We start from the raw sequence: 22,458 nt of genomic DNA on the forward strand, positions 1-22,458 counted from the left end.
GTGTGACACGGGCTCGGCGGTGCTTATGGGCGGATGAAGCTCCATTGCTGGTTGGTGCCGTTGTTCAGCGACCATTGGATGATCTGGGCGTTTTCGGCGGTGCTCTTGTTTTGCACGTCGACCACGTAGCCGCTCAGCAGGTTCTTCACCGTGTACCAGCCGCTGGCGGGGCTGGCGAAGCTCCAGTGCTGGCCGTTGCCGGCCCAGTAGGACCATTGCGCGATATTGGTGCCGGCCGTGGTGGAGTTTTCCCAGTTGTCGAGGCTGAGCAGGCTGCCGGCGTTGATGATGCTGTATTGGCCGTCGCCATGCCCGATCAAATACCATTGCTGGTGCTTGCCGCCGCTGTAGGTCTGCTGCTGCACCATGGCGCCGTTGCTGGTGGAGGCGTTGGCGACCGCCAGCGCTTTGCCGCTCAGGCGCGACTTGATCACGTAGGGGCCGTCGCTCATGCCGCCGCAACCGGCGAAATTCGTGAAGTTGCGCGTCAGGCTGGGCCAGCCGCCGCTATACGTCATGCGCAAGATGTCGAGCTTGGCATTGCCGCCGTCGTTCAGGTCGTAGTAGTGGATCGAAGTGAAGTTGCAGCCATCCTGCTTCAATACGCCGATGTGGCCGGGGCCTTTGTATTTGCCGTCGACATTCGGCAGCACGGTGCGGGTGCCGGAGTAGGGGCCGGTAATGCTGGTGGCGCGCTGCACCTCGACGTAGTAGGTGCTGTTGCTGCCTTTGCAGCAGGCGCCGCGATTGACGAATAGGTAGTAGTAGCCGCCGTCGCGGGTGATGTAGGGGGCTTCGATGTCCTGGCCGTTGCCGCCCCAGATCTTGGTGACGTTGCCGGCCAGCTTGCCGGTCGACTGGTTGATCTCGGCCACGCCGATGCCGCCGAAGAAGGAGCCGTAGCTCATGTACACCTTGCCGTCATGGTCGCGGTACAGGGCCGGGTCGATGGCGTTGATCTCGCTGCTGCCGCCAAACGATTCGACCACAATGCCGAGGTCGGTCCAGGCCGGGTTTTTCAGCGAGGCCGAGCGGGCCACGCCGATCGCCGAGCTGGACGTCCCAAAGGTCGAGACCGAGTAGTAAATATAGTAATACCCGTTCATGTGGATCACGTCCGGCGCCCAGAACGAGCCGCTGAAGTTGGGGATCTTGTTGGCGATCCAGCTTGGGTAGGTGTTGAACACCGGCCCCGGGCCGCCCTGCCAGGTGGTCAGGTCGGTCGAGGTGGAATACCAGATCCCGGTGCCGGTGGTGAAGTTGAAATAGGTGTCGCCGTCCTTGGTGATGGTGCCTGGGTCGTGGGCGTTCTGCAGCCCGGCGAGGTTGATGGCCTGCGCCGCCAGGGCGTGCAGGCACAGGCAGAGTACTGCCAGCAGCTTTTTCATTCGGTCTCCTTATCTATTTATAGGGCGCACTAGCCCATCACCAGATTAGGAGGCGTTGCCTCAAGGCACCAATGAGTTTTTTATCCGCTGCGATACCGTTTCCGGCATAGTCCGAGCAGGCCCAGGCCGGCGCCCAGCATGCCCCAGTTGGCCGGCTCCGGCACCGGCGAGAGCGCGTCGACCATCAGCTGGGTTCGCCACAGCAGTTGCTGGTTGTAGGCAGTGTCGTTGTGCCAACCCAGCGAGAAGCTGTCGCTAAACCCACCCGGTTCTGCGCCCAGCGTACTGCCGCGCTTGTAGTCAGGTTCGCAGGCGGCGGGACTCAGGTCGAGGCAGATTCCGGCGAAGCCGCTGCTTTTGGCGCCGCCCGCGCTGCTGTCGTGGAAGGCCAGTTGCAAGCGGCCGCTGACGGTCACACTGGCGCCGGGTGCAAGATTGAGAAGAATGTCGGTCCACAGGCTGCTTTCGCCGCTGCGCCAGGCGCCGTCTCCTTCGGCCATGTCGACCGCCAGGCCGCCGCCGCCGGCCAGCGGGTTCCAGCCGCCTTGCGCCTGCGAGCCGTTGTGCTGGGCGTTGGTGGCCACGGGCTGCCAGCTATCCTTGTCGATGGCCCATTCGGCAATGTCCTTATAAGTGTCGACGTTGACGATGCGCGAATACAGTTTGCGATTGTCCGGCTGCACGGTGTAGTTGCCGCTGCCTTGCAGCTGCAGCTGATCGACCGTGAGGGTGGCGCCGACGTTGCCGGCGTGGGTCAGGGGAGCGGCCAGCAGGCCGGCCAGGAGTGCGGGAATTGCCAGTTTTACCATGGGAACCTCCGTACACAAAGGAGGCAATCTTATCCGCGAGTTAACTGGCGGCGGCGCTCGCTTGCCGCCAGGCTAAAACATATGACATACCTCGTACAAAGCTGTTGCGTCAAGGGGGAAATGTCGGTACACTAGCCGGCTTCGGTATGGGTTCGTCTTTTTTGCCCGTATCTTTTTTTGTAGTTAAACAAAGCCCCGCCCAATCGTAGGTGGGAATGGAGAAAAAATGAGCCTTGGCCTCCTCGGTCGCAAGGTTGGCATGATGCGCATCTTCACCGATGACGGGGATTCGATCCCAGTCACCGTGTTGGACGTATCGAACAACCGTGTTGCGCAAATCAAAACTCCTGAAGTGGATGGTTATTCCGCTGTTCAGGTTGTCTTCGGTCAGCGTCGCGCATCCCGCGTGACTAAAGCTGCTGCCGGTCACTACGCTAAAGCAGGTGTTGAAGCTGGTTCCTTCCTGAAGGAATTCCGCGTTGACGCAGCTAAGGCAAACGAACTGAAAGCCGGTGAAGTTATCGCCGCTTCCCTGTTCGAAGTCGGTCAGAAGATCGACGTGCAGGGTGTGTCGATTGGTAAAGGCTACGCCGGTACCATCAAGCGTCACAACTTCGCATCGGGTCGTCAAACCCACGGTAACTCCCGTTCGCACAACGTACCAGGCTCCATCGGTATGGCGCAGGATCCAGGCCGTGTGTTCCCAGGTAAGCGCATGACCGGTCACATGGGCGACGTTACCGTCACCACCCAGAACCTGGAAATCGCTCGTATCGACGCTGAACGCCAGCTGCTGCTGGTGAAAGGTGCAGTACCAGGCGCGAAAAACGGCCAGGTTGTTGTATCGCCAGCTGTTAAAGTTAAAGCAAAGAAGGGAGCTTAATCGATGGAACTCAAGCTCTTGAACGCGCAAGGTCAAGCCGCCTCTAACGTTGCCGTCGCAGACACCGTCTTCGGCCGTGATTACAACGAAGCGCTGATCCACCAAGTCGTCGTTGCCTACGCTGCCAACGCACGTAGCGGCAACCGCAAGCAAAAAGACCGTGAAGAAGTCCACCACACGACCAAGAAGCCATGGCGCCAAAAAGGCACCGGCCGTGCTCGTGCTGGTATGTCCTCCTCCCCGCTGTGGCGCGGTGGTGGTCGCATCTTCCCGAACTCCCCTGACGAGAACTTCTCGCACAAGGTCAACAAGAAGATGTATCGCGCAGGTATCTGCTCGATCCTGTCGCAGCTGGCCCGCGAAGAGCGCCTGGTTGTGATCGAAGACCTGGCTATCGACGCTCCTAAGACCAAGCTGCTGTCGCAAAAGCTGACCGGCATGGGCCTGGACTCGGTCCTGATCGTTACCGACACCATCCAGGAAAACCTGGAACTGGCTTCCCGCAACCTGCCGAACGTGCTGGTTGTCGAGCCGCGTCACGCTGACCCAATGTCCCTGGTCTTCTACAAGAAGGTCCTGGTCACCAAGGCAGCCCTGGCACAGATTGAGGAGATGCTGGCATGAGCGCAGTTATCAAACACAGCGAAGAGCGCCTGATGAAGGTGCTGCTGGCTCCGGTCATTTCCGAAAAAGCCACCATGGTTGCGGAAAAGAACGAACAGATCGTGTTCCTGGTTTCCAAGGACGCGACCAAGCCAGAAATCAAGGCCGCCGTTGAACTGCTGTTCAAGGTTGAAGTGGAATCGGTGCAGACCGTGAACCGCGAAGGTAAGGTCAAGCGTTCCGGCCGTTTCATCGGTCGCCGCAACCACACCAAGCGTGCTTTCGTGTGCCTGAAGCCAGGCCAGGAAATCAATTTCACCGAGGAGGCTAAATAATGGCACTCGTTAAGATGAAGCCAACCTCCCCAGGCCGTCGCGGCATGGTGAAGGTTGTGAACAGCGACCTGTTCAAAGGTCGTCCGTTCGCCGCCCTGCTGGAAAAGAAGTCCAAGACTGCTGGCCGTAACAACAACGGTCACATCACCACCCGCCACATCGGCGGTGGCCACAAGCACCACTACCGTGTTGTGGACTTCAAGCGCACCAAGGATGGCATCCCTGCGAAAGTGGAACGTATCGAATACGATCCAAACCGTACCGCACACATCGCCCTGCTGTGCTACGCCGACGGCGAGCGCAAGTACATCATCGCCCCGAAAGGCGTTGCTGTTGGCGACACCCTGCTGAACGGTTCGGAAGCGCCGATCAAGGCCGGTAACTGCCTGCCAATCCGCAACATCCCAGTCGGCACCAACATCCACTGCGTGGAAATGCTGCCAGGTAAAGGCGCCCAGATGGCCCGTACCGCTGGCGCCGTTGTGGTCCTGATGGCCCGCGAAGGTACTTACGCCCAGGTTCGCCTGCGCTCCGGCGAAGTGCGCCGCGTGCACATCGAGTGCCGCGCCACCATCGGCGAAGTCGGCAATGCTGAGCACAGCCTGCGCAAGATCGGTAAAGCCGGTGCCATGCGCTGGCGCGGTGTTCGCCCAACCGTCCGCGGTGTGGTAATGAACCCGATCGACCACCCGCACGGTGGTGGTGAAGGCCGTACCGCAGCTGGTCGTCATCCAGTGTCCCCATGGGGCCAGCAGACCAAGGGTAAGAAGACTCGCTCCAACAAGCGTACTTCTTCGATGATCGTCTCTCGCCGCGGCAAGAAATAAGGATAAACCATGACTCGTTCATTGAAAAAAGGGCCGTTCTGCGACGCCCACCTGGTGAAAAAAGTCGAAGCCGCTCAAGCGACCAAAGACAAAAAGCCAATCAAAACCTGGTCCCGTCGCTCGACGATCATGCCTGACTTCATCGGTCTGACCATTGCCGTGCACAACGGCAAGGTCCACGTGCCTGTGTACGTGTCCGAAAACATGGTTGGTCACAAGCTCGGCGAATTCGCGCTGACCCGTACCTTCAAGGGCCACGCTGCTGACAAAAAGGCTAAGAAATAATGGAAACCAAAGCTATCCTCAAAGGCGTGCGCCTGTCGGATCAAAAGGGTCGCCTGATCGCTGACCTGATCCGCGGCAAGAAGGTTGACGCTGCGCTGAACATCCTGCAGTTCAGCCCTAAGAAAGGCGCGTTCATCGTCAAGAAAGTGCTGGAGTCCGCTATTGCGAACGCCGAGCACAACGACGGTGCCGACATCGACGAACTGTTCGTGAAAACGATCTACGTCGAAAAGGGTCCAATCCTGAAGCGCTTCACTGCACGCGCTAAAGGTCGTGGCGACCGTATCTCGAAACAATCCTGTCACATTTACGTGACTGTCGGTAACTAAGGAGCTGCGATGGGTCAGAAAATTCATCCAACCGGTTTCCGTCTGGCGGTCACCCGTAACTGGGCATCTCGCTGGTACGCAACCAACGGTAACTTCGCTTCGATGCTGAACGAAGACCTGAAGGCACGTGCTTTCCTGAAGAAGAAGCTGAAAAACGCTTCCGTAGGCCGCATCGTGATCGAGCGTCCTGCCAAGAACGCACGCTTCACCGTGTACAGCTCGCGTCCTGGCGTCGTGATCGGCAAGAAGGGCGAGGACATCGAAGTCCTGAAGTCCGCCCTGACCAAGATCATGGGCGTGCCAGTGCACGTGAACATCGAAGAAATCCGTAAGCCGGAAATCGACGCTCAGCTGATCGCTGACTCGATCTCCCAGCAGCTGGAAAAGCGTATTATGTTCCGCCGCGCCATGAAGCGCGCCATGCAGAACGCAATGCGCCTGGGCGCCCAGGGCATCAAGATCATGTCCTCGGGTCGTCTGAACGGCATCGAGATCGCCCGTACCGAATGGTATCGCGAAGGCCGCGTGCCTCTGCATACCCTGAAGGCGGACATCGACTACGGTACCTCCGAAGCTTCCACCACCTACGGCATCATCGGTGTCAAGGTGTGGGTGTACAAGGGTGACCGCTCCGCCACCGGCGAAGCACCAGTCATCGACACCCCGGCTGAAGAGAAGAAGCCACGTGGCCCGCGCCGCGACGACGGTAAGCCAGCTGGCCGCCGTCCAGCTCCAGGCGCCAAAGCCCCAGCCGCCCGCCGCGCTGCCAAGCCGGCTGCAGCTGACAAAGCAGGAGAATAAGCATGCTGCAACCAAGCCGCAGGAAATATCGTAAAGAGCAGAAAGGCCGCAACACCGGCATTTCGCACTCCACCGGCACTAACGTGTCGTTCGGTGAGTTCGGCCTGAAGGCCGTGGCTCGTGGCCGTATCACTGCACGCCAGATCGAGTCCGCTCGTCGTGCAATGACCCGTCACATCAAGCGTGGTGGCCGTATCTGGATCCGTGTTTTCCCAGACAAGCCGATCTCCAACAAGCCTGCCGAAGTCCGTATGGGTAACGGTAAAGGTAATCCGGAGTACTACGTTGCCGAAATCCGTCCAGGCAAAGTCCTGTACGAAATGGATGGCGTTGGCGAAGAACTGGCACGCGAAGCGTTCCGTCTGGCTGCTGCTAAACTGCCTCTGGCTACCACCTTCGTGGTGCGCCAGGTTGGCCAATAATTGGAGTGAAATATGAAAGCATCTGAACTCCGTGGCAAAGACCAGGCTGCACTGCAGAAAGAACTGAACGACCTGCTGAAGGCGCAGTTCGGTCTGCGTATGCAAGCTGCTACCCAGCAGCTGGGCAACAGTTCGCAGCTGAAGAAGGTCCGCCGCGACATCGCCCGCGTGAAAACGGTAATGAACTCGAAGGAAGCGAAATGACCGAACAAGTTAAGCTGAAGCGTACTCTGATCGGTAAAGTCGTGTCCGACAAGATGGACAAGACCGTTACCGTTCTGATCGAACGTCACGTCAAGCACCCTCTGTATGGCAAGATCATCGTGCGTAGCGCCAAGTACCACGCGCACGACGAGACCAACCAGGTCAAAGCCGGTGATACGGTAGAGATCGTGGAAGGTCGTCCGATCTCCAAAACGAAGGCGTGGACGGTGACCCGTGTAGTGCAAGCTGCACAAATCGTCTAAGTAAGTTGCCAGCCGGGAGCGTGAGTTCCCGGCCACAATTTAATTAGTTCTTGCAGGCCCGCAGGTTTTATGTGATACTTGCGGGCTTCGTCCATGTGTCCGCCGCAAAGTTTCTCTCCGTAGACGCGATAGCGGTCAGTACTTGTATGAAGATCAAGCACCCAATCAGCAGGCGTTGTGTTTGCTGGCGGGACCAAGACTGACCGATGTCCGCATTGTGTGGATTCTTCGGCTTAAGTTGGGAAAGAGATAACTATGATTCAAACTGAAAGCCGGCTCGAAGTGGCCGACAACACCGGTGCCAAGGAAGTCATGTGCATCAAGGTGTTGGGCGGTTCCAAGCGCCGTTACGCTGGCATCGGCGACGTGATCAAGGTCACCGTTAAGGTGGCTCAGCCTCGCGGCCGTGTCAAAAAAGGTGAAATTTATAACGCCGTGGTAGTGCGCACCGCTAAGGGTGTGCGTCGCCAGGACGGTTCGCTGGTGAAGTTCGACGGCAATGCTGCTGTCCTGCTGAACAACAAGCTGGAACCGATCGGTACCCGTATCTTTGGCCCAGTGACGCGTGAACTGCGCACTGAGAAGTTCATGAAGATCGTGTCCCTGGCACCGGAAGTCCTGTAAGGAGTCAGACAATGGATAAGATTCGCAAAAACGACGAAGTCATCGTCCTGACTGGTAAGGACAAGGGCAAGCGCGGCGTAGTGACCCAGCGTGTAGACGCTGAGCACGTCGTGGTGGACGGCGTTAACGTGGCTAAAAAAGCCGTTAAGCCAAACCCGATGACTGGTGTTCAAGGTGGCATCGTTGACAAGACCATGCCAATTCACGTGTCCAACGTTGCTCTGTTCAACGCTGCGACCGGTAAGGCAGATCGCGTAGGCTTCAAGGAAGTGGATGGCAAAAAAGTCCGCGTCTTCAAGTCCTCCGGCGAAGTAGTGAAAGGGTAATCAGAAATGGCCCGTCTGCAACAACTGTACAAAGACAAGATCGTCGCTGAGTTGACCGGCAAGTTCGGTTATTCCTCCGTGATGGAAGTGCCGCGCCTGACCAAGATCACCCTGAACATGGGTCTCTCGGAAGCCGTGGCTGACAAGAAAATCATCGAGCACGCTGTTGGCGACCTGACCAAGATCGCCGGCCAGAAGCCAGTCGTGACCAAGGCCCGTAAGGCAATCGCAGGTTTCAAGATCCGCGAAGGCTACCCGATCGGTACCATGGTGACCCTGCGCGGCGCCCGCATGTACGAATTCCTGGACCGTCTGATCACCGTGGCCCTGCCGCGCGTGCGTGACTTCCGTGGTGTGTCTGGCAAATCCTTCGATGGCCGTGGTAACTACAACATCGGCGTGAAAGAACAGATCATCTTCCCGGAAATCGAGTACGACAAGATCGACGCACTGCGTGGTATGAACATCTCGATCACCACCACCGCGAAGACCGACGATGAAGCCAAAGCGCTGCTCGCCGCCTTTAAATTCCCGTTCAGGAACTAAACGATCATGGCAAAACTCGCACTGATTAACCGTGAACAGAAGCGTGCTGACCTGGTAGCCAAGTTTGCTGCCAAGCGCGCCGCTCTGAAGGCCATCATTGATGACCAGACCAAGTCGGAAGAAGAGCGTTACGAAGCGCGCCTGAAACTGCAGGCACTGCCGCGTAACTCGGCTCCAACCCGTCAGCGCAACCGCTGCCAGGTCACCGGTCGCCCACGTGGCACCTTCCGTAAATTCGGCCTGGGTCGTATCAAGCTCCGTGAATTCGCCATGCGTGGCGAAATCCCGGGTATGACCAAAGCCAGCTGGTAATAGGAGAATAAGCAATGAGTATGAGCGATCCTATCGCCGATATGCTGACCCGTATTCGCAACGCACAGACCGTGCAAAAGACCTCCGTGGCCATGCCATCGTCGAAGGTGAAAGTTGCGATTGCCAACGTCCTGAAAGACGAGGGTTACATTGAAGATTTCGTCGTGTCCACCAACGAGGGCAAGTCGGAACTGAAAATCGGTTTGAAATATTATGTAGGCCGTCCTGTGATCGAGCGTCTGGAACGTGTTTCGCGTCCAGGCCTGCGTATCTACAAAGGCAAAGATGAGATCCCAACCGTGATGAACGGCCTGGGCGTGGCAATCGTGTCGACCCCGCAAGGCGTCATGACCGATCGCAAGGCGCGCGCTACCGGTGTTGGTGGCGAAGTCATCTGCTTCGTGGCTTAAGGAGTAACACAATGTCTCGTGTAGCTAAAATGCCGATCGTTGTGCCTGCTGGCGCCGAAGTTGCCATCTCCGCACAAGCGATCACCGTCAAGGGCCCGCTGGGCACCCTGACCCAGAGCCTGAACGGCCTGGTAAAAGTTGAAAACAACGCTGGCACCCTGTCCTTCGACGTGGTGAACGACAGCCGTGAATCGAACGCCATGTCCGGCACCCTGCGTGCCCTGGTCAACAACATGGTGGTGGGCGTAACCAAGGGCTTCGAGAAGAAGCTGTCCCTGGTCGGCGTGGGCTACAAAGCCCAGGCTCAAGGCGACAAGCTGAATCTGTCCCTGGGCTTCTCGCACCCGGTCGTTCACGACATGCCAACCGGCGTGAAGTGCGCAACCCCGACCCCAACCGAGATCATCATCTCTGGCGTTGATCGCCAAAAGGTTGGCCAGGTTGCCGCCGAAGTGCGTGCTTACCGCTCCCCTGAGCCATACAAAGGCAAGGGTGTCCGCTATGTGGACGAAGTGGTTAAGCTCAAAGAAACCAAGAAGAAGTAATTAGGGGCTGACGATGGACAAAAAAGAATCTCGTCTGCGCCGCGGACGTCAAACTCGCATCAAGATCGCGCAACTGAAAGTGAACCGCCTGTCGGTTCATCGCACCAACCTGCACATTTACGCGAACCTGATCAGCCCGGACGCCAAAGTTCTGGTTTCGGCCTCGACCGTGGAAGCGGAAGTGCGCGCCGAGCTGGCTGGCAAGTCTGGCAAGGGTGGCAACGCCGCCGCTGCCGCACTGGTTGGCAAGCGTGTCGCAGAAAAAGCACTGAAAGCGGGCATCACCGAAGTCGCCTTCGACCGCTCCGGTTTCCGTTACCACGGCCGCATCAAGGCGCTGGCTGAAGCCGCGCGTGAAGCTGGCCTGAAGTTCTAAGGGTACGATCATGGCAAAAATGCAAGCAAAAATGGCATCCGATAAGCCGGATGATGGCATGCGCGAAAAAATGATCGCGATCAACCGCGTGACCAAAGTGGTCAAGGGTGGTCGCATCATGGGCTTCGCCGCGCTGACCGTGGTTGGTGACGGCGATGGCCGCATCGGCATGGGCAAGGGCAAGTCGAAGGAAGTTCCAGTCGGTGTGCAGAAGGCAATGGAAGAAGCCCGCCGCAACCTGATCAAGGTTCCTCTGAAGAACGGCACCCTGCAGCACACCGTCACCGGCCGCCACGGCGCGTCGAAAGTGATGATGTCGCCAGCCAAGCCAGGTACCGGCGTGATCGCAGGTGGCGCCATGCGCGCTATCTTCGAGGTGATGGGCGTGACCGACGTGGTGGCGAAATCCACCGGTTCGAACAACCCGTACAACCTGGTGCGCGCCACCCTGGACGGCCTGGCCAAAATGAGCACTCCAGCTGACATCGCTGCCAAGCGCGGCAAGTCGGTTGAAGAGATCCTGGGTTAATAGGGAGCACTTCAATGAGCACTATCAAAGTCAAACTGGTGAAGGGCCTGATCGGCACCCGTCAAGACCACCGCGCTACCGTGCGTGGCCTGGGCCTGCGTCGTGTGAACTCTGTCAGCGAACTGCAGGACACTCCTGCTGTGCGCGGCATGATCAACAAGGTCGCCTACCTCGTTAAAGTCGTTTCCTAAGCGACCCTTAGGAACTGGAGAAAACAATGCAACTGAATACCATTCAACCAGCAGAAGGCGCGAAGCACGCTAAGCGCCGCGTTGGCCGCGGTATCGGCTCCGGCCTGGGTAAAACCGCAGGCCGCGGCCACAAAGGTCAGAAATCGCGTTCGGGCGGCTTCCACAAAGTCGGCTTCGAAGGCGGTCAAATGCCTCTGCAGCGTCGTCTGCCTAAGCGTGGCTTCAAATCCCTGAATGCCACTTTCAAGGCTGAAGTGCGTCTGTCCGACCTGAACGCCCTGGCTGTCGGTGAAGTCGACATCCTGGTGCTGAAACAGGCCGGCGTGCTGAATGTTCTGGCACGCGACGTACGTGTGATCGCTTCCGGCGAAATCACCAAAGCAGTGACCGTAAAAGGCCTGAAGGTGACCGCTGGCGCGAAAGCAGCCATCGAAGCAGCTGGCGGCTCGGTAGCCTGAGCCGGCTAGCTTAATCGGAGCGAAAATTGGCGACGAACCAACAGCTTGCTAAATCCGCCGCCGCCGGCTTCCCTTGGAACCGGCTGTGGTTTTTGCTGGGCGCTCTGGTGGTGTACCGTATTGGTGCACACATCCCTGTTCCGGGTGTCAACCCGGTAGAGCTGGCACGGTTGTTTGAAACGCAGCAGAACGGCATCCTGGGCATGTTCAACATGTTCTCGGGTGGCGCGCTGTCGCGGTTCACGATCTTTGCCCTGGGCATTACTCCATACATTTCGGCCTCGATCATCATGCAACTGGTGTCGATCGTGTCGCCGACCATGGAGGCGCTGAAAAAAGAAGGTGAATCGGGCCGTCGCAAGATTACCCAGTACACCCGTTATGCAACTGTCGGTCTGGCTTTGTTCCAGGCGTTCGGCATCGCGGTCGCGCTGGAAGCCCAGCCTGGCCTGGTGATCGACCCTGGCATGGGCTTCCGCTTCGTCACCGTGGTGACGCTGCTGACCGGCACCATGTTCGTGATGTGGTTGGGCGAGCAGATTACCGAGCGTGGCCTTGGTAACGGCATCTCGATCATCATCTTCGCCGGTATCGCGGCGGGTCTGCCAAATGCGCTGGGTGGCTTGTTCACCCAGGTCAGCAACAACCAGATCAACGCGTTCTCGGGGATTCTCATCGTGGTCCTGGTGGCAGCCGTCACCTACGCCGTGGTGTTCGTCGAACGTGGCCAGCGCAAGATCCTGGTCAACTACGCCAAACGTCAGGTCGGCAACAAGATCTACGGTGGGCAGACCAGCCACCTGCCGCTCAAGCTCAACATGGCAGGCGTGATTCCGCCGATCTTCGCTTCGTCGATTATCTTGTTCCCGGCTACCATCGTGGACTGGTTTTCGAAAGGTGCGGACACCTCTAACCCAGTGGTCCGCTTCCTGAAAGATCTGGCTGCGTCGATGGCTCCAGGTGAGCCAATCCATGCACTGCTGTACGCCGTGGCAATCGTGTTCTTCTGCTTCTTCTACACCGCACTGGTGTTCAACAGCAAGGAAACTGCGGACAACTTGAAGAAGAGCGGGGCCTTTGTGCCAGGGATTCGTCCCGGTGAGCAGACAGCCCGTTACATCGACAAGATCCTGATGCGATTGACCCTGGCGGGCGCCGTGTACATCACCGCCGTGTGCTTGCTGCCGGAATTCATGCAAGCCCAGTGGAAGGTGTCGTTCTATTTTGGTGGTACTTCGCTGTTGATTATTGTGGTTGTGACCATGGACTTCATGGCTCAAGTGCAAAACTATGTGATGTCGCAGCAATATGAATCGCTGCTGCGCAAAGCTAACTTCAAGGGCGGACTTCCGACACGATAAATGGCAAAAGACGACGTCATTCAGATGCAGGGCGAGATCCTGGAGAACTTGCCCAACGCAACTTTTCGAGTAAAGCTGGAAAATGGCCACGTGGTACTCGGCCACATTTCGGGTAAAATGCGGATGAACTATATCCGCATTCTCCCTGGCGACAAGGTCACGGTTGAATTGACGCCGTACGACCTGAGCCGGGCCCGTATTGTGTTCCGGACAAAGTAATTAATTAAGCAATTTCGAACATAAGAGAGTGCAATCATGAAAGTTAACGCTTCAGTTAAGCGCATCTGCCGCAACTGCAAGATCATCAAGCGCAAGGGCGTGGTCCGCGTAATCTGCGTGGAAGCTCGTCACAAGCAGCGTCAAGGTTAATTCGAGGGAATAACGAATGGCACGTATTGCAGGGGTTAACATCCCAAACCATAAGCACACCGTTATCGGCCTGACCGAGATCTACGGTATCGGCCGTCCTCGTTCGCAGTTCATCTGCGCACAAGCCGGCGTTGCAACCAACAAGAAGGTCAAGGACCTGGACGACAGCGAGCTGGAAAAGCTGCGTGAAGAAATCGGCAAGTTCATCGTGGAAGGCGACCTGCGCCGCGAACTGTCGATGAACATCAAGCGTCTGATGGACCTGGGCTGCTACCGTGGTCTGCGTCACCGTAAGGGCCTGCCGGTCCGCGGTCAGCGCACCCGCACCAATGCACGTACCCGCAAGGGCCCGCGCAAGGCCGCTCAATCGCTGAAGAAATAATCTAGGGAACTACTATGGCTAAGCAACAAAGCTCCGCAGCAGCCGCTCGCGTACGCAAGAAAGTCAAGAAGAACGTCGCTGAAGGTATCGCACACGTTCACGCTTCCTTCAACAACACCATCATCACCATCACCGACCGCCAGGGCAACGCTCTGTCGTGGGCGACCTCCGGTGGTGCAGGCTTCAAGGGTTCGCGTAAGTCGACCCCGTTCGCAGCGCAGGTTGCTGCTGAAGCCGCTGGTAAAGTTGCGCAGGAATGCGGCGTGAAGAACCTGGAAGTTCGCATCAAGGGCCCTGGTCCTGGCCGCGAATCCGCTGTTCGCGCACTGAACAACCTGGGCATCAAGATCACCGAGATCCAGGACGTGACCCCAGTGCCGCACAACGGCTGCCGTCCTCCTAAGCGTCGTCGCATCTAATATCTGCAAGACAATGGCCGGTCTGGTGTGGACCGGCCACCGTTTTTCAGACGTCAAAATCGCTGGAACAGTGAACCGGAAACGGTTATACTGTCCGGCTATTTTTGCCTTTCCGCGCCGCTTTTCGTGGCCGGACTGGCAATGTTGAGCCACCGCCTGTGCTGAAAGTGAGCCAGGCTAGCGCCTAACCGCATTCCGATGCGGCTGGGGCGTCATTTACATCATTAAGGAAAATACCGTGGCACGTTATATCGGACCAAAAGCAAAACTGTCCCGCCGTGAAGGCACCGACCTGTTCCTGAAGAGCGCACGCCGCTCCCTGGATTCCAAGTGCAAACTGGACGTCAAGCCAGGCCAGCACGGCGTGAAATCCGGCGCCCGCACCTCCGACTACGGCAACCAGCTGCGCGAAAAGCAGAAGGTCAAGCGTATGTACGGCGTGCTGGAACGCCAGTTCCGTCGCTACTTCGCTGAAGCTGAGCGCCGCAAGGGCCCAACTGGCGAAACCCTGCTGTCCCTGCTGGAATCCCGCCTGGACAACGTTGCCTACCGCATGGGCTTCGGCTCGACCCGCGCTGAAGCGCGTCAGCTGGTTTCCCACAAAGCCTTCACCGTGAACGGCCAAGTGGTGAACATCCCTTCGTTCAACGTCAAGACCGGCGACGTGATCGCCGTGCGCGAAAAGTCGAAGAAGCAGACCCGTATCGTTGAAGCGCTGTCGCTGGCTGAACAAGTTGGCATGCCAGCTTGGGTGTCGGTTGACTCCAAGAAAATGGAAGGTACTTTCAAGTCCCTGCCAGAGCGCAACGAAATCGCTGCCGACGTCAACGAATCGCTGATCGTCGAACTGTATTCCCGTTAATCTCGGGTGCTGTACCAGGGCGGGACGCGGTCCCGCCTTTTCCATTTAATGCCATCAGCCTTATCGGTGTAACGAGCCGAGGGTAATGAAAAGGACATTTACATGCAAAATAGCTTGTTGAAACCACGTATTATCGATGTTGAAGCCCTGGGCCACGGTCACGCCAAAGTCGTGATGGAGCCGTTCGAGCGCGGCTACGGCCACACTCTGGGCAACGCACTGCGCCGCGTGCTGCTGTCTTCGATGACCGGCTTTGCGCCGACCGAAGTCACCATCGCCGGTGTCGTTCACGAGTACTCCTCGCTGGACGGCGTGCAGGAAGACGTGGTGGACCTGCTGCTGAACCTGAAGGGCGTCGTGTTCAAGGTGCACAACCGTGACTCCGTGACCCTGACCCTGAAGAAGGAAGGCGAAGGCCCAGTGATGGCGTCGGACATCGACCTGCCACACGACGTGGAACTGATCAACCCGGACCACGTGATCGCCAACCTGACCGCTGGCGGCAAGCTGGACATGCAGATCAAGGTCGAAAAAGGCCGCGGCTACGTTCCTGGCAACGTGCGTCGCCTGTCGGAAGACACCAACAAGACCATCGGCCGCATCATCCTGGACGCTTCGTTCTCGCCAGTGCGCCGTGTTTCCTACGCTGTCGAATCGGCACGTGTGGAACAGCGTACCGACCTGGACAAGCTGATCATCAACATTGAAACCAATGGCGTGATCACCCCGGAAGAAGCGATCCGCCAGTCGGCACGCGTGCTGGTCGACCAGCTGAATGTGTTTGCTGCCCTGGAAGGCACCGAAACCACCGCTGAAGCGCCGTCGCGCGCACCAATGGTCGATCCGATCCTGCTGCGTCCAGTGGACGACCTGGAACTGACCGTGCGTTCGGCCAACTGCCTGAAAGCGGAAAACATCTACTACATCGGCGACCTGATCCAGCGTACCGAAAACGAGCTGCTGAAGACCCCGAACCTGGGCCGCAAGTCGCTCAACGAAATTAAGGAAGTGCTGGCATCCCGTGGTCTGACCCTGGGCATGAAGCTGGAAAACTGGCCGCCAGCCGGCCTCGAGAAGTAATTTGCTGTACCCGCCTGGCGCATAGTGCGCCGGGCGTTTTCAACTTGAACCGGACCGCACCCCCGGGTGATCGAAGATCTCGGATTTAAACATTATCGAAAGGAAGTACCATGCGTCACCGTAACGGCCTCCGTAAACTGAACCGTACCTCGTCCCACCGTCTGGCAATGCTGCGCAACATGACTGTTTCGCTGCTGCGTCACGAAGCGATCAAGACCACCCTGCCAAAGGCAAAGGAACTGCGTCGCGTCGTGGAACCAATCCTGACCCTGGGCAAGACCGATACCCTGGCCAACAAGCGCCTGGCTTTCTCCCGTCTGCGCGACCGCGAGATGGTTCTGAAGCTGTTCGCTGAACTGGGCCCACGCTACGCAAACCGCAACGGCGGCTACCTGCGTATTCTGAAAATGGGTTTCCGTCATGGCGACAACGCTCCAATGGCTTTCATCGAGCTGCTGGACCGTCCAGAAACCACCTCCGCTGACGAGGCACCAACCGCTGAGTAATCTCAGGCAGGTTTATTGAAAGGCCGGGCATTGCCCGGCTTTTTTTATTTCCAACTGGTGGTAGCTTAAAGCAGCGTTAAGCCGCCCGGTGTACCATTGGCGTGCCCGATCGATTCACCGCCAGATTCACCGCCCAAGACCATGCACCGACAAGCGTCCTTCTTCAAGACGTGGCTGTTCGCCGCGCTCTCGCTCTTTGTATTCCTGTTTGCCGGCGTGGCGCGGGCCGATGAGGAATTCCTTGATCCGCAGGTGGCGTTCAAGTTTTCCGCCAAGGTGGTGGAGGGCAAGGCCATCGCGGTGACCTACGAGATCGCGGAAGGCTATTACATGTACCGCGAACGCTTCAAGTTCGTTGCCGACGGCGCAACCTTGGGCGAGCCGCAAATCCCGCCGGGCAAGGTCAAGTACGATGAAACGTTTGCCAAGAATGTGGAGACCTATCGTCACCAGGTGACGATCGTGATCCCGGTGCAGGCGCCCGGCCCGTTCACCTTGACGGCCACCAGCCAGGGCTGCTCGGAAAAAGGCCTGTGCTATTCGCCGATGGAATCGTCGGCGCGCCTGATGGTGGTTGGCGGCAGCAGCGCACCGTCTGGCGGCAGCGTCTTCGGCATCGGCGCCAAGCAGGGCGCTGCAGGGGGCGCGCAAAGCGTTCCTGGCGCGGTTTCGCAGGCTGGCGTGGATATACCCGCCGCCGGCGCTATCGACGGCGGCCCGGTGGCCGCTGGCGGCGCCTCCAACCCGGTCGCGCCAGTTGCCGCCGCGGGAAGCGACAGCGAAATGGGCAAGATTGAATCGGCGTTGAAAGGCGGCCGCCTGCTGGTGATCGCGCCGCTGTTTATCCTGCTTGGGCTGGGGCTGTCCTTCACGCCCTGCGTGCTGCCGATGGTGCCGATCCTGTCCTCGATCATCGTTGGTGATGGGTCGGCCGGCAACCGCTCGCGCGGCTTCGCGCTGTCGGTCAGTTATTCGCTCGGCATGGCCATTGTCTACACAGTCCTGGGCGTGGCGGCGGGCCTGATTGGCCAGGGCCTGTCGGCTGCCTTGCAAAACCCGTGGGTGCTGGGCTTCTTCGGCTTGGGCATGGCCGGCATGGCACTGTCCATGTTTGGCGTCTATGACCTGCAAGTCCCTGCAGCGATGCAATCGCGCCTTGCTGGCGCATCGAACCGCCAGTCCGGCGGCAAGCTGGCCGGCGTCTTTGCCATGGGCGCCATCTCGGCCCTGATTGTCGGCCCTTGTGTGGCAGCCCCGCTGGCCGGCGCGCTGGTGTACATCAGCCAGACCCGTGACGTCGTGGTCGGCGGCAGCGCCTTGTTCTCGATGGCCGTGGGCATGAGTATTCCGTTGCTGCTGGTCGGCATCTCGGCCGGCGCCCTGGTGCCGCGCGCGGGCATCTGGATGCAGGCCGTGAAGCGTTTCTTCGGCGTGCTGATGCTGGCAATGGCCTTGTGGCTGGTGTCGCCGGTATTGCCGGGCAGGCTGCAGATGATCGGTTGGGCCATCCTGGGCGTGGGCTATGCGTTTTTCCTGCTGACCCATGAGCGCGGCACATGGCTGCCGAAAGTCATTGCATTCTTCTTTGCGGTATTGGGGCTGATCCAGGTGGCCGGCCTGGCGACCGGCAGCGCCGATCCGCTGCATCCGATCGAAAGGCTGGCCGGCCGTGCCGACCGCCACCTGCAATTCACCCGCATCAAGACGGTGGCGGACCTGGACCAGGTGCTGGCGCAAACCGGTGGCAAAACCGTGCTGCTGGACTTCTATGCCGACTGGTGCGTGTCGTGCAAGGAGATGGAGAAGCTGACCTTTATCGACCCGGCGGTCCAGCAGAAACTGGCCAATACGATATTGCTGCAAGTAGACGTGACTGAAAATAACGAGGCCGATAAAGCCATGCTGCAACGGTTCACCTTATTCGGCCCTCCGGGCATTATCCTGTTTAATGCCGCTGGCCAGGAAATTCCCGAATCACGGGTCATTGGTTTCCAGGATACCGGGAAATTCCTGCGATCCCTGCAAAAACTGAATCAATAAAGAATGGGCGCCGGGGGGGGGCGCCCATTATTATCAGCCGTGCTGGCGCATCATCCGATGATGCTGGTGACGGCCGAAATGGCCGGCCTTTTCGTCAAACAGCTTTTGCTGTTCAGGCGTTAGCGTGGCGTAAAAAGTCTTCGTCGCCGTCAGGTTGCTTTCCATGCGCGCCAAATGGGCTTTCGCCATTTCAATCCGCTTTTCCATGCGCTCCGGCGCAGGCAAGTTCTTGAACGAAGCGCGATCGTACTGGCCATGTTGCGGCATATTCGATTTCAGCGCTGACAAATAAGCCTGCCATGCACCTTCCTGGGCTGGCGTGATTTTCAAAGTATCGTGCATGCGCTTGGCATGCGCATCCATGCGCTCCTGCATTTTGACCGGATCGAATTTGGTGGCCGCATATTGATGCTGTGGAGCTTCTTCCGCCATGGCCGGCAACGCCGCCGCGCCAAATCCCAACACCGCTGCGCCGATGACGAATGCTTTATGCAAGGTTTTCATCATTAATCCCTTCAGAAATAAATTTATGAAAATGTGCACTCGCACTGCACATGGAAGCATCTTCCCGTTTTCCTGTTTCGCCGAAGTGTCCCAGAGCAAGGACTTTGTATCCAGATGTTGCGTTTTCGATTACTTTATGGCAATATTATTGGCTTTTCATTTAACAATCGGTCTTGAGGAAGTACATGCGCAATAGTTGGCTGACGATCGTGGTAGCGGCGGGAATGCTCGCTGGTTGTGGTGGCGGTGGTAGTGGTTCTGGCAACGGAAGTACCTCGGCCCAATTGCCGTCCGGCCCCAAGACTTATACGGCTGCCAAGGCCACCGTCGGCGACTATTACGCCTACAAATTGACTTATCGGGAGCAGAATTCCAGCTATGAGTCCGAGGCTTATGCCACCAGGCTGGTCAGTAACGTGGCCGCCAATGGCACCGTTTCCATCAAGAGCTTTTCCGATGATCAGGTATCCAACGAGCCACTGGCTTTTGCCTCCAACAGTTACTCCGCTGATTTCGATGCACTGGGGCGCTGGCTGGGTTCCAGCAACTGGGATTGCGGCGCCAGCAGCAATCCGCCGATGTTTTTGATTGCTCCGCTTACCTTATCAGTCGGTATGAAATGGGAATATTCCGGTGTGGGCTCGTCCAAGTGCTCCACCGAAGCGGCCACGCAAACGACGCTTGCCAATCAGAATGCTGCTGTCGCACAGGAACAGGTAACGGTAGCGGCCGGAACCTTCAATACGATCAAAGTATCCCGCAGTGCCGTTGAAGACTCTGACCGTACCAGGTATACGGCAGAGCGCAGTTGCTGGTGGGAGCCCGAGCTGGGAGTTGAAGTCAAATGCGTGGCAAACCAGTCCAGCACCGACAAGACAACCGGCGTGAAGAGCGTAAGTAGCCAAGCCTGGGAATTGCAAGGCTATTCCAACCAGAAGCTGTCACGTAAAGCTGATTCGGTGCAGCGCTTCGCCGGCAACTGGGCAGGGCGCTACCAGGCCCGCGTCTCCGGCAGCGACAGCGCGGGAGACTGCACCTTCATCATCGACCTCGCTGGCAATATAACAGGTAGCTGTAGCGGCGCTGCAGTGTATTTCTCGGTGACCGGCAACGTTAGCGCGGATGGCAAGCTCGCACTCAACATTGCGAATAGCAACTCTGCCTGGGCGGTTGCAGGCAAGGTGGACAGCGTCGAGCAGCTCAGCGGTACCTGGACTGCGCCGGAGTTCGGCAGCGGCACTTGGATCGTCAAGCAGTATTAAACAAGCGCTGCATGAGTTTGTAACGCATTGTGTACTCGCGATTGATTTACACATGGCGATACAAACTCATTCCCCTGCCTGAGCGTATCAAGGGATAATTGTAGGCATGGAAAATGCCGCAACTATCCTCATCGTCGATGACGACCGCGATATCCGCACCCTGTTGCAGGATTATCTGGAAACCAACGGTTACCGTACCCATGGCGCCAGCGACGGGGCGGCCATGTGGAAGCTGCTCGATAACAGCAAGCCCGACCTGATCGTGCTGGACCTGAACCTGCCCGGCGAGGACGGCCTGACCCTGTGCCGCAAGCTGCGCGCCCACTCGACCCTGCCGGTCATCATGCTGACCGCGCGCAGCGAACCGCTGGACCGCATCCTCGGCCTGGAAATGGGCGCCGACGATTACCTGCCCAAGCCATTCGAGCCGCGCGAGCTGCTGGCCCGCATCCGCAGCGTGCTGCGCCGGAGCACCAACACCGCTGCCAGCGGCGTCGAAAAGGCCAGCCGCATCCGCTTTTCCAACTGGGTGCTGGACCTGACCGCGCGCCACCTGGTCAATCCGCAGGGCACGGTCATCATGCTGTCCGGCGCCGAATTCCGCCTGCTCAAGGTCTTCCTCGAGCACCCGAACCGCGTGCTCAACCGCGACCAGCTGCTGAACCTGACCCAGGGCCGCGACGCCGATCCATTCGACCGCTCGATCGACATCCAGATCAGCCGCCTGCGCCAGAAGCTGGGCGAAGACGCGCGCCTGCCGCAAATCATCAAGACAGTGCGCAATGGCGGCTACGTATTGGCGGGTACGGTGGCGGTGGAGCCTGACTGATGAAAGCGTTTTTCAGGGGCATGACGGGCCGGGTCTTCCTGGTCCTGATGCTGGGCATCCTTGCCTCTGCCGCGCTGACCCAATACCTCGCTGTCAATGAACGCCAGCGCACGCTGCAGCGCTATCGTGATTTCTTTGCCCTCGAGCGTGCCGAGCAAATCATTTCCACTGCAGTTGTCGTGCTGCCGGAATCGCGCAACCAATACCTGCGCGTGGCCAGCATGGGCGCCATCAAGCTCGAGGTCCTCGACGACTTGGCCGGCATCAGTCCGGAAATGAGCGAATTCGGCGCCACCCTGGCCAACCGCCTCGGCAAGGAATACACCTTGCAATCCCTGCTGGACCGCCCGGATGCCTGCGAGCGTCCGACGCCCGCCTACACGGCCTTCTCCGTGTTCGGTGCCGGCACCGGCACCTGGCGCGGCACCTGCGAATCGCTGGCGGTCACCATGCCCGACGGCCAGCACCTGAAATTGTCCATCCTGCCGCCGCGCCAGCCCGCGCCGACAGGCAAAAATGAATATGCCGCTTTTGTTCCCTTCCTCCTCAGCATTGCCGTGCTGGCCTACCTGGTGGCCCGCATGACGATGGGCCCGCTGAAGAATCTGGCCGTCGCCGCCAAAAACCTGGGTCACGACATCAATCACCCGCCGATCAAGCTGGGCGGCGCGACAGAAATCCGCACCGCCTCGGCCGCCTTCAACGCCATGCAGGCGCGCATCCGCCAGCACATCGCCCAGCGCACGGAAATGCTGGCGGCCATCACGCACGACCTGCAGACGCCGCTGACCCGCATGCGCCTGCGCCTGGAAAAGGTGCAGGACCCGGAACTGCAGGGCAAGCTGCTGGAAGACCTGTCGGCGATGCAGCAGATGGTCAAGGAAGGCCTGGACCTGGCGCGCAGCATGGATACCACCGAGGCCATGCAGCGCGTCGACCTCGACGCCCTGCTCGACAGCGTATGCGCCGACGCCACCGACGCCGGCCAGCAGGTGACGCTGCAAGGCCGGGCCGGCATGGACTTGATGGGCCGTCCGCTCGACATCCGTCGCTGCCTGGTGAACCTGATCGACAACGCGGTCAAGTACGGCCAGCGCGCGCACGTGACGGTCGAGCGCGAAGCGGGTGCTTCGCGCGTGCGCATCCGCGATGAAGGGCCGGGCATCCCGGCCGGCCAGCTGGCGCAGGTGTTCGAGCCGTTCTACCGCCTGGAATCGTCGCGCAACCGCTCGTCCGGCGGCACCGGACTTGGCCTTACGATTGCACGCAATATCGCTGAACAGCATGGCGCCAGCCTGAGCCTGGCCAACCACGCGCGTGGCGGCTTGGAGGCCACTCTCGTGTTCCCCGAATTTTATGCAGGAAAGTAGTTAAACCT

35 protein-coding genes are annotated in these 22,458 nt (G+C 58.8%); 32 read left to right on the forward strand and 3 right to left on the reverse strand.

Annotated elements, in window-relative coordinates:
- Positions 1-23: 23 nt before the first annotated feature.
- Entirely contained in the window at positions 24-1,388 is a 1,365-nt protein-coding gene (locus tag ACN9MZ_RS03995; protein ID WP_426341003.1) for a family 43 glycosylhydrolase, read from the reverse strand.
- A gap of 80 nt (positions 1,389-1,468) precedes the next feature.
- The gene (locus tag ACN9MZ_RS04000; RefSeq protein ID WP_426341004.1) at positions 1,469-2,197 is read right to left on the reverse strand and encodes a PEP-CTERM sorting domain-containing protein; all 729 of its coding nucleotides are present in this window, start codon (positions 2,195-2,197) and stop codon (positions 1,469-1,471) included.
- Positions 2,198-2,423: 226 nt separating this feature from the next.
- Between ACN9MZ_RS04000 and rplC the strand changes: the two genes are divergently transcribed.
- The 29 genes from rplC to dsbD all read left to right on the forward strand — a co-directional run bounded on the left by rplC (position 2,424) and on the right by dsbD (position 18,485).
- Positions 2,424-3,080 carry a 50S ribosomal protein L3 gene (gene rplC, locus ACN9MZ_RS04005; protein ID WP_426341005.1) on the forward strand — a complete coding sequence of 219 codons (657 nt, stop codon included), beginning with the start codon at positions 2,424-2,426 and terminating at the stop codon, positions 3,078-3,080.
- A gap of 3 nt (positions 3,081-3,083) precedes the next feature.
- Positions 3,084-3,704 carry a 50S ribosomal protein L4 gene (gene rplD / locus ACN9MZ_RS04010; protein WP_426341006.1) on the forward strand — a complete coding sequence of 207 codons (621 nt, stop codon included), beginning with the start codon at positions 3,084-3,086 and terminating at the stop codon, positions 3,702-3,704.
- The gene (gene rplW, locus ACN9MZ_RS04015; protein WP_057264745.1) at positions 3,701-4,018 is read left to right on the forward strand and encodes a 50S ribosomal protein L23; all 318 of its coding nucleotides are present in this window, start codon (positions 3,701-3,703) and stop codon (positions 4,016-4,018) included. The genes rplD and rplW overlap by 4 nt, the downstream gene beginning before the upstream one ends.
- Positions 4,018-4,845: a 50S ribosomal protein L2 gene (gene rplB, locus ACN9MZ_RS04020; protein ID WP_155452628.1), complete on the forward strand. Its 828-nt coding sequence runs from the start codon at positions 4,018-4,020 to the stop codon at positions 4,843-4,845. The genes rplW and rplB overlap by 1 nt, the downstream gene beginning before the upstream one ends.
- 9 nt (positions 4,846-4,854) lie before the next feature.
- Positions 4,855-5,130, forward strand: a complete 276-nt coding sequence (gene rpsS / locus ACN9MZ_RS04025) for a 30S ribosomal protein S19 (RefSeq protein ID WP_093556914.1) — start codon at positions 4,855-4,857, stop codon at positions 5,128-5,130.
- On the forward strand, positions 5,127-5,459 hold the full coding sequence (gene rplV / locus ACN9MZ_RS04030; RefSeq protein ID WP_207232949.1) for a 50S ribosomal protein L22: 333 nt from the start codon (positions 5,127-5,129) through the stop codon (positions 5,457-5,459). The genes rpsS and rplV overlap by 4 nt, the downstream gene beginning before the upstream one ends.
- A 9-nt stretch (positions 5,460-5,468) precedes the next feature.
- Entirely contained in the window at positions 5,469-6,260 is a 792-nt protein-coding gene (rpsC, locus tag ACN9MZ_RS04035; protein ID WP_057264738.1) for a 30S ribosomal protein S3, read from the forward strand.
- A 2-nt stretch (positions 6,261-6,262) separates the two neighbouring features.
- Positions 6,263-6,682, forward strand: a complete 420-nt coding sequence (rplP, locus tag ACN9MZ_RS04040; RefSeq protein ID WP_028101660.1) for a 50S ribosomal protein L16 — start codon at positions 6,263-6,265, stop codon at positions 6,680-6,682.
- A gap of 12 nt (positions 6,683-6,694) precedes the next feature.
- Positions 6,695-6,886, forward strand: coding sequence for a 50S ribosomal protein L29 (gene rpmC / locus ACN9MZ_RS04045; protein WP_028101659.1), 192 nt, complete (start codon positions 6,695-6,697; stop codon positions 6,884-6,886).
- Complete coding sequence (rpsQ, locus tag ACN9MZ_RS04050) at positions 6,883-7,149, forward strand: 30S ribosomal protein S17 (RefSeq protein WP_055937633.1); 267 nt, start codon at positions 6,883-6,885, stop codon at positions 7,147-7,149. The genes rpmC and rpsQ overlap by 4 nt, the downstream gene beginning before the upstream one ends.
- Positions 7,150-7,404: 255 nt before the next feature.
- Complete coding sequence (gene rplN / locus ACN9MZ_RS04055) at positions 7,405-7,773, forward strand: 50S ribosomal protein L14 (protein ID WP_028101657.1); 369 nt, start codon at positions 7,405-7,407, stop codon at positions 7,771-7,773.
- 11 nt (positions 7,774-7,784) lie between these two features.
- On the forward strand, positions 7,785-8,099 hold the full coding sequence (gene rplX / locus ACN9MZ_RS04060) for a 50S ribosomal protein L24 (RefSeq protein ID WP_055937637.1): 315 nt from the start codon (positions 7,785-7,787) through the stop codon (positions 8,097-8,099).
- Between the two features lie 6 nt (positions 8,100-8,105).
- A complete protein-coding gene (gene rplE / locus ACN9MZ_RS04065; protein ID WP_155452625.1) occupies positions 8,106-8,645 on the forward strand; it encodes a 50S ribosomal protein L5 in 540 nt (179 codons plus the stop codon).
- Positions 8,646-8,651: 6 nt separating this feature from the next.
- Positions 8,652-8,957, forward strand: a complete 306-nt coding sequence (gene rpsN / locus ACN9MZ_RS04070) for a 30S ribosomal protein S14 (protein WP_055937643.1) — start codon at positions 8,652-8,654, stop codon at positions 8,955-8,957.
- A 14-nt stretch (positions 8,958-8,971) separates the two neighbouring features.
- Complete coding sequence (gene rpsH, locus ACN9MZ_RS04075; RefSeq protein ID WP_057264736.1) at positions 8,972-9,367, forward strand: 30S ribosomal protein S8; 396 nt, start codon at positions 8,972-8,974, stop codon at positions 9,365-9,367.
- 11 nt (positions 9,368-9,378) lie between these two features.
- Positions 9,379-9,912: a 50S ribosomal protein L6 gene (rplF, locus tag ACN9MZ_RS04080; RefSeq protein ID WP_057264734.1), complete on the forward strand. Its 534-nt coding sequence runs from the start codon at positions 9,379-9,381 to the stop codon at positions 9,910-9,912.
- A gap of 13 nt (positions 9,913-9,925) precedes the next feature.
- Positions 9,926-10,288 (forward strand): 50S ribosomal protein L18, encoded by a 363-nt coding sequence (gene rplR / locus ACN9MZ_RS04085; protein WP_028101651.1) that lies wholly within the window; start codon positions 9,926-9,928, stop codon positions 10,286-10,288.
- A 10-nt stretch (positions 10,289-10,298) separates the two neighbouring features.
- Positions 10,299-10,817 (forward strand): 30S ribosomal protein S5, encoded by a 519-nt coding sequence (gene rpsE, locus ACN9MZ_RS04090; protein ID WP_057264732.1) that lies wholly within the window; start codon positions 10,299-10,301, stop codon positions 10,815-10,817.
- 14 nt (positions 10,818-10,831) lie between these two features.
- Positions 10,832-11,008, forward strand: a complete 177-nt coding sequence (gene rpmD, locus ACN9MZ_RS04095) for a 50S ribosomal protein L30 (protein ID WP_035373423.1) — start codon at positions 10,832-10,834, stop codon at positions 11,006-11,008.
- 26 nt (positions 11,009-11,034) lie between these two features.
- A complete protein-coding gene (gene rplO / locus ACN9MZ_RS04100; RefSeq protein ID WP_028101648.1) occupies positions 11,035-11,466 on the forward strand; it encodes a 50S ribosomal protein L15 in 432 nt (143 codons plus the stop codon).
- Between the two features lie 26 nt (positions 11,467-11,492).
- Positions 11,493-12,827 carry a preprotein translocase subunit SecY gene (secY, locus tag ACN9MZ_RS04105; RefSeq protein WP_426341007.1) on the forward strand — a complete coding sequence of 445 codons (1,335 nt, stop codon included), beginning with the start codon at positions 11,493-11,495 and terminating at the stop codon, positions 12,825-12,827.
- The gene (gene infA / locus ACN9MZ_RS04110) at positions 12,828-13,046 is read left to right on the forward strand and encodes a translation initiation factor IF-1 (RefSeq protein WP_005663428.1); all 219 of its coding nucleotides are present in this window, start codon (positions 12,828-12,830) and stop codon (positions 13,044-13,046) included.
- A 36-nt stretch (positions 13,047-13,082) separates the two neighbouring features.
- The gene (gene rpmJ / locus ACN9MZ_RS04115; RefSeq protein ID WP_082507582.1) at positions 13,083-13,196 is read left to right on the forward strand and encodes a 50S ribosomal protein L36; all 114 of its coding nucleotides are present in this window, start codon (positions 13,083-13,085) and stop codon (positions 13,194-13,196) included.
- Between the two features lie 16 nt (positions 13,197-13,212).
- Positions 13,213-13,578, forward strand: a complete 366-nt coding sequence (rpsM, locus tag ACN9MZ_RS04120; protein WP_028101646.1) for a 30S ribosomal protein S13 — start codon at positions 13,213-13,215, stop codon at positions 13,576-13,578.
- 14 nt (positions 13,579-13,592) lie between these two features.
- The gene (gene rpsK / locus ACN9MZ_RS04125; protein WP_028101645.1) at positions 13,593-13,997 is read left to right on the forward strand and encodes a 30S ribosomal protein S11; all 405 of its coding nucleotides are present in this window, start codon (positions 13,593-13,595) and stop codon (positions 13,995-13,997) included.
- A 238-nt stretch (positions 13,998-14,235) separates the two neighbouring features.
- Positions 14,236-14,859 (forward strand): 30S ribosomal protein S4, encoded by a 624-nt coding sequence (gene rpsD / locus ACN9MZ_RS04130; protein WP_057264728.1) that lies wholly within the window; start codon positions 14,236-14,238, stop codon positions 14,857-14,859.
- 102 nt (positions 14,860-14,961) lie between these two features.
- A complete protein-coding gene (locus ACN9MZ_RS04135) occupies positions 14,962-15,939 on the forward strand; it encodes a DNA-directed RNA polymerase subunit alpha (RefSeq protein ID WP_057264726.1) in 978 nt (325 codons plus the stop codon).
- A 110-nt stretch (positions 15,940-16,049) separates the two neighbouring features.
- Complete coding sequence (gene rplQ / locus ACN9MZ_RS04140) at positions 16,050-16,445, forward strand: 50S ribosomal protein L17 (protein ID WP_055937666.1); 396 nt, start codon at positions 16,050-16,052, stop codon at positions 16,443-16,445.
- 141 nt (positions 16,446-16,586) lie between these two features.
- Positions 16,587-18,485: a protein-disulfide reductase DsbD gene (gene dsbD, locus ACN9MZ_RS04145; protein ID WP_426341008.1), complete on the forward strand. Its 1,899-nt coding sequence runs from the start codon at positions 16,587-16,589 to the stop codon at positions 18,483-18,485.
- A 33-nt stretch (positions 18,486-18,518) separates the two neighbouring features.
- Here the strand turns inward: dsbD and ACN9MZ_RS04150 are convergent, their stop codons facing one another.
- Complete coding sequence (locus tag ACN9MZ_RS04150) at positions 18,519-18,992, reverse strand: Spy/CpxP family protein refolding chaperone (RefSeq protein ID WP_426341009.1); 474 nt, start codon at positions 18,990-18,992, stop codon at positions 18,519-18,521.
- Positions 18,993-19,174: 182 nt separating this feature from the next.
- On the opposite strand from ACN9MZ_RS04150, the gene ACN9MZ_RS04155 reads away from it, so the two are divergent.
- From ACN9MZ_RS04155 to ACN9MZ_RS04165, 3 genes are all read left to right on the forward strand, one after another.
- Positions 19,175-20,251, forward strand: coding sequence for a hypothetical protein (locus ACN9MZ_RS04155; protein WP_426341010.1), 1,077 nt, complete (start codon positions 19,175-19,177; stop codon positions 20,249-20,251).
- Positions 20,252-20,357: 106 nt separating this feature from the next.
- Positions 20,358-21,080, forward strand: a complete 723-nt coding sequence (locus ACN9MZ_RS04160; RefSeq protein WP_426341011.1) for a response regulator — start codon at positions 20,358-20,360, stop codon at positions 21,078-21,080.
- The gene (locus tag ACN9MZ_RS04165; protein WP_426341012.1) at positions 21,080-22,450 is read left to right on the forward strand and encodes an ATP-binding protein; all 1,371 of its coding nucleotides are present in this window, start codon (positions 21,080-21,082) and stop codon (positions 22,448-22,450) included. The genes ACN9MZ_RS04160 and ACN9MZ_RS04165 overlap by 1 nt, the downstream gene beginning before the upstream one ends.
- Positions 22,451-22,458: the final 8 nt, after the last annotated feature.

The sequence above is a fragment of the Pseudoduganella sp. S-14 genome, from assembly GCF_049913285.1.
GTDB lineage: Bacteria > Pseudomonadota > Gammaproteobacteria > Burkholderiales > Burkholderiaceae_D > Rugamonas.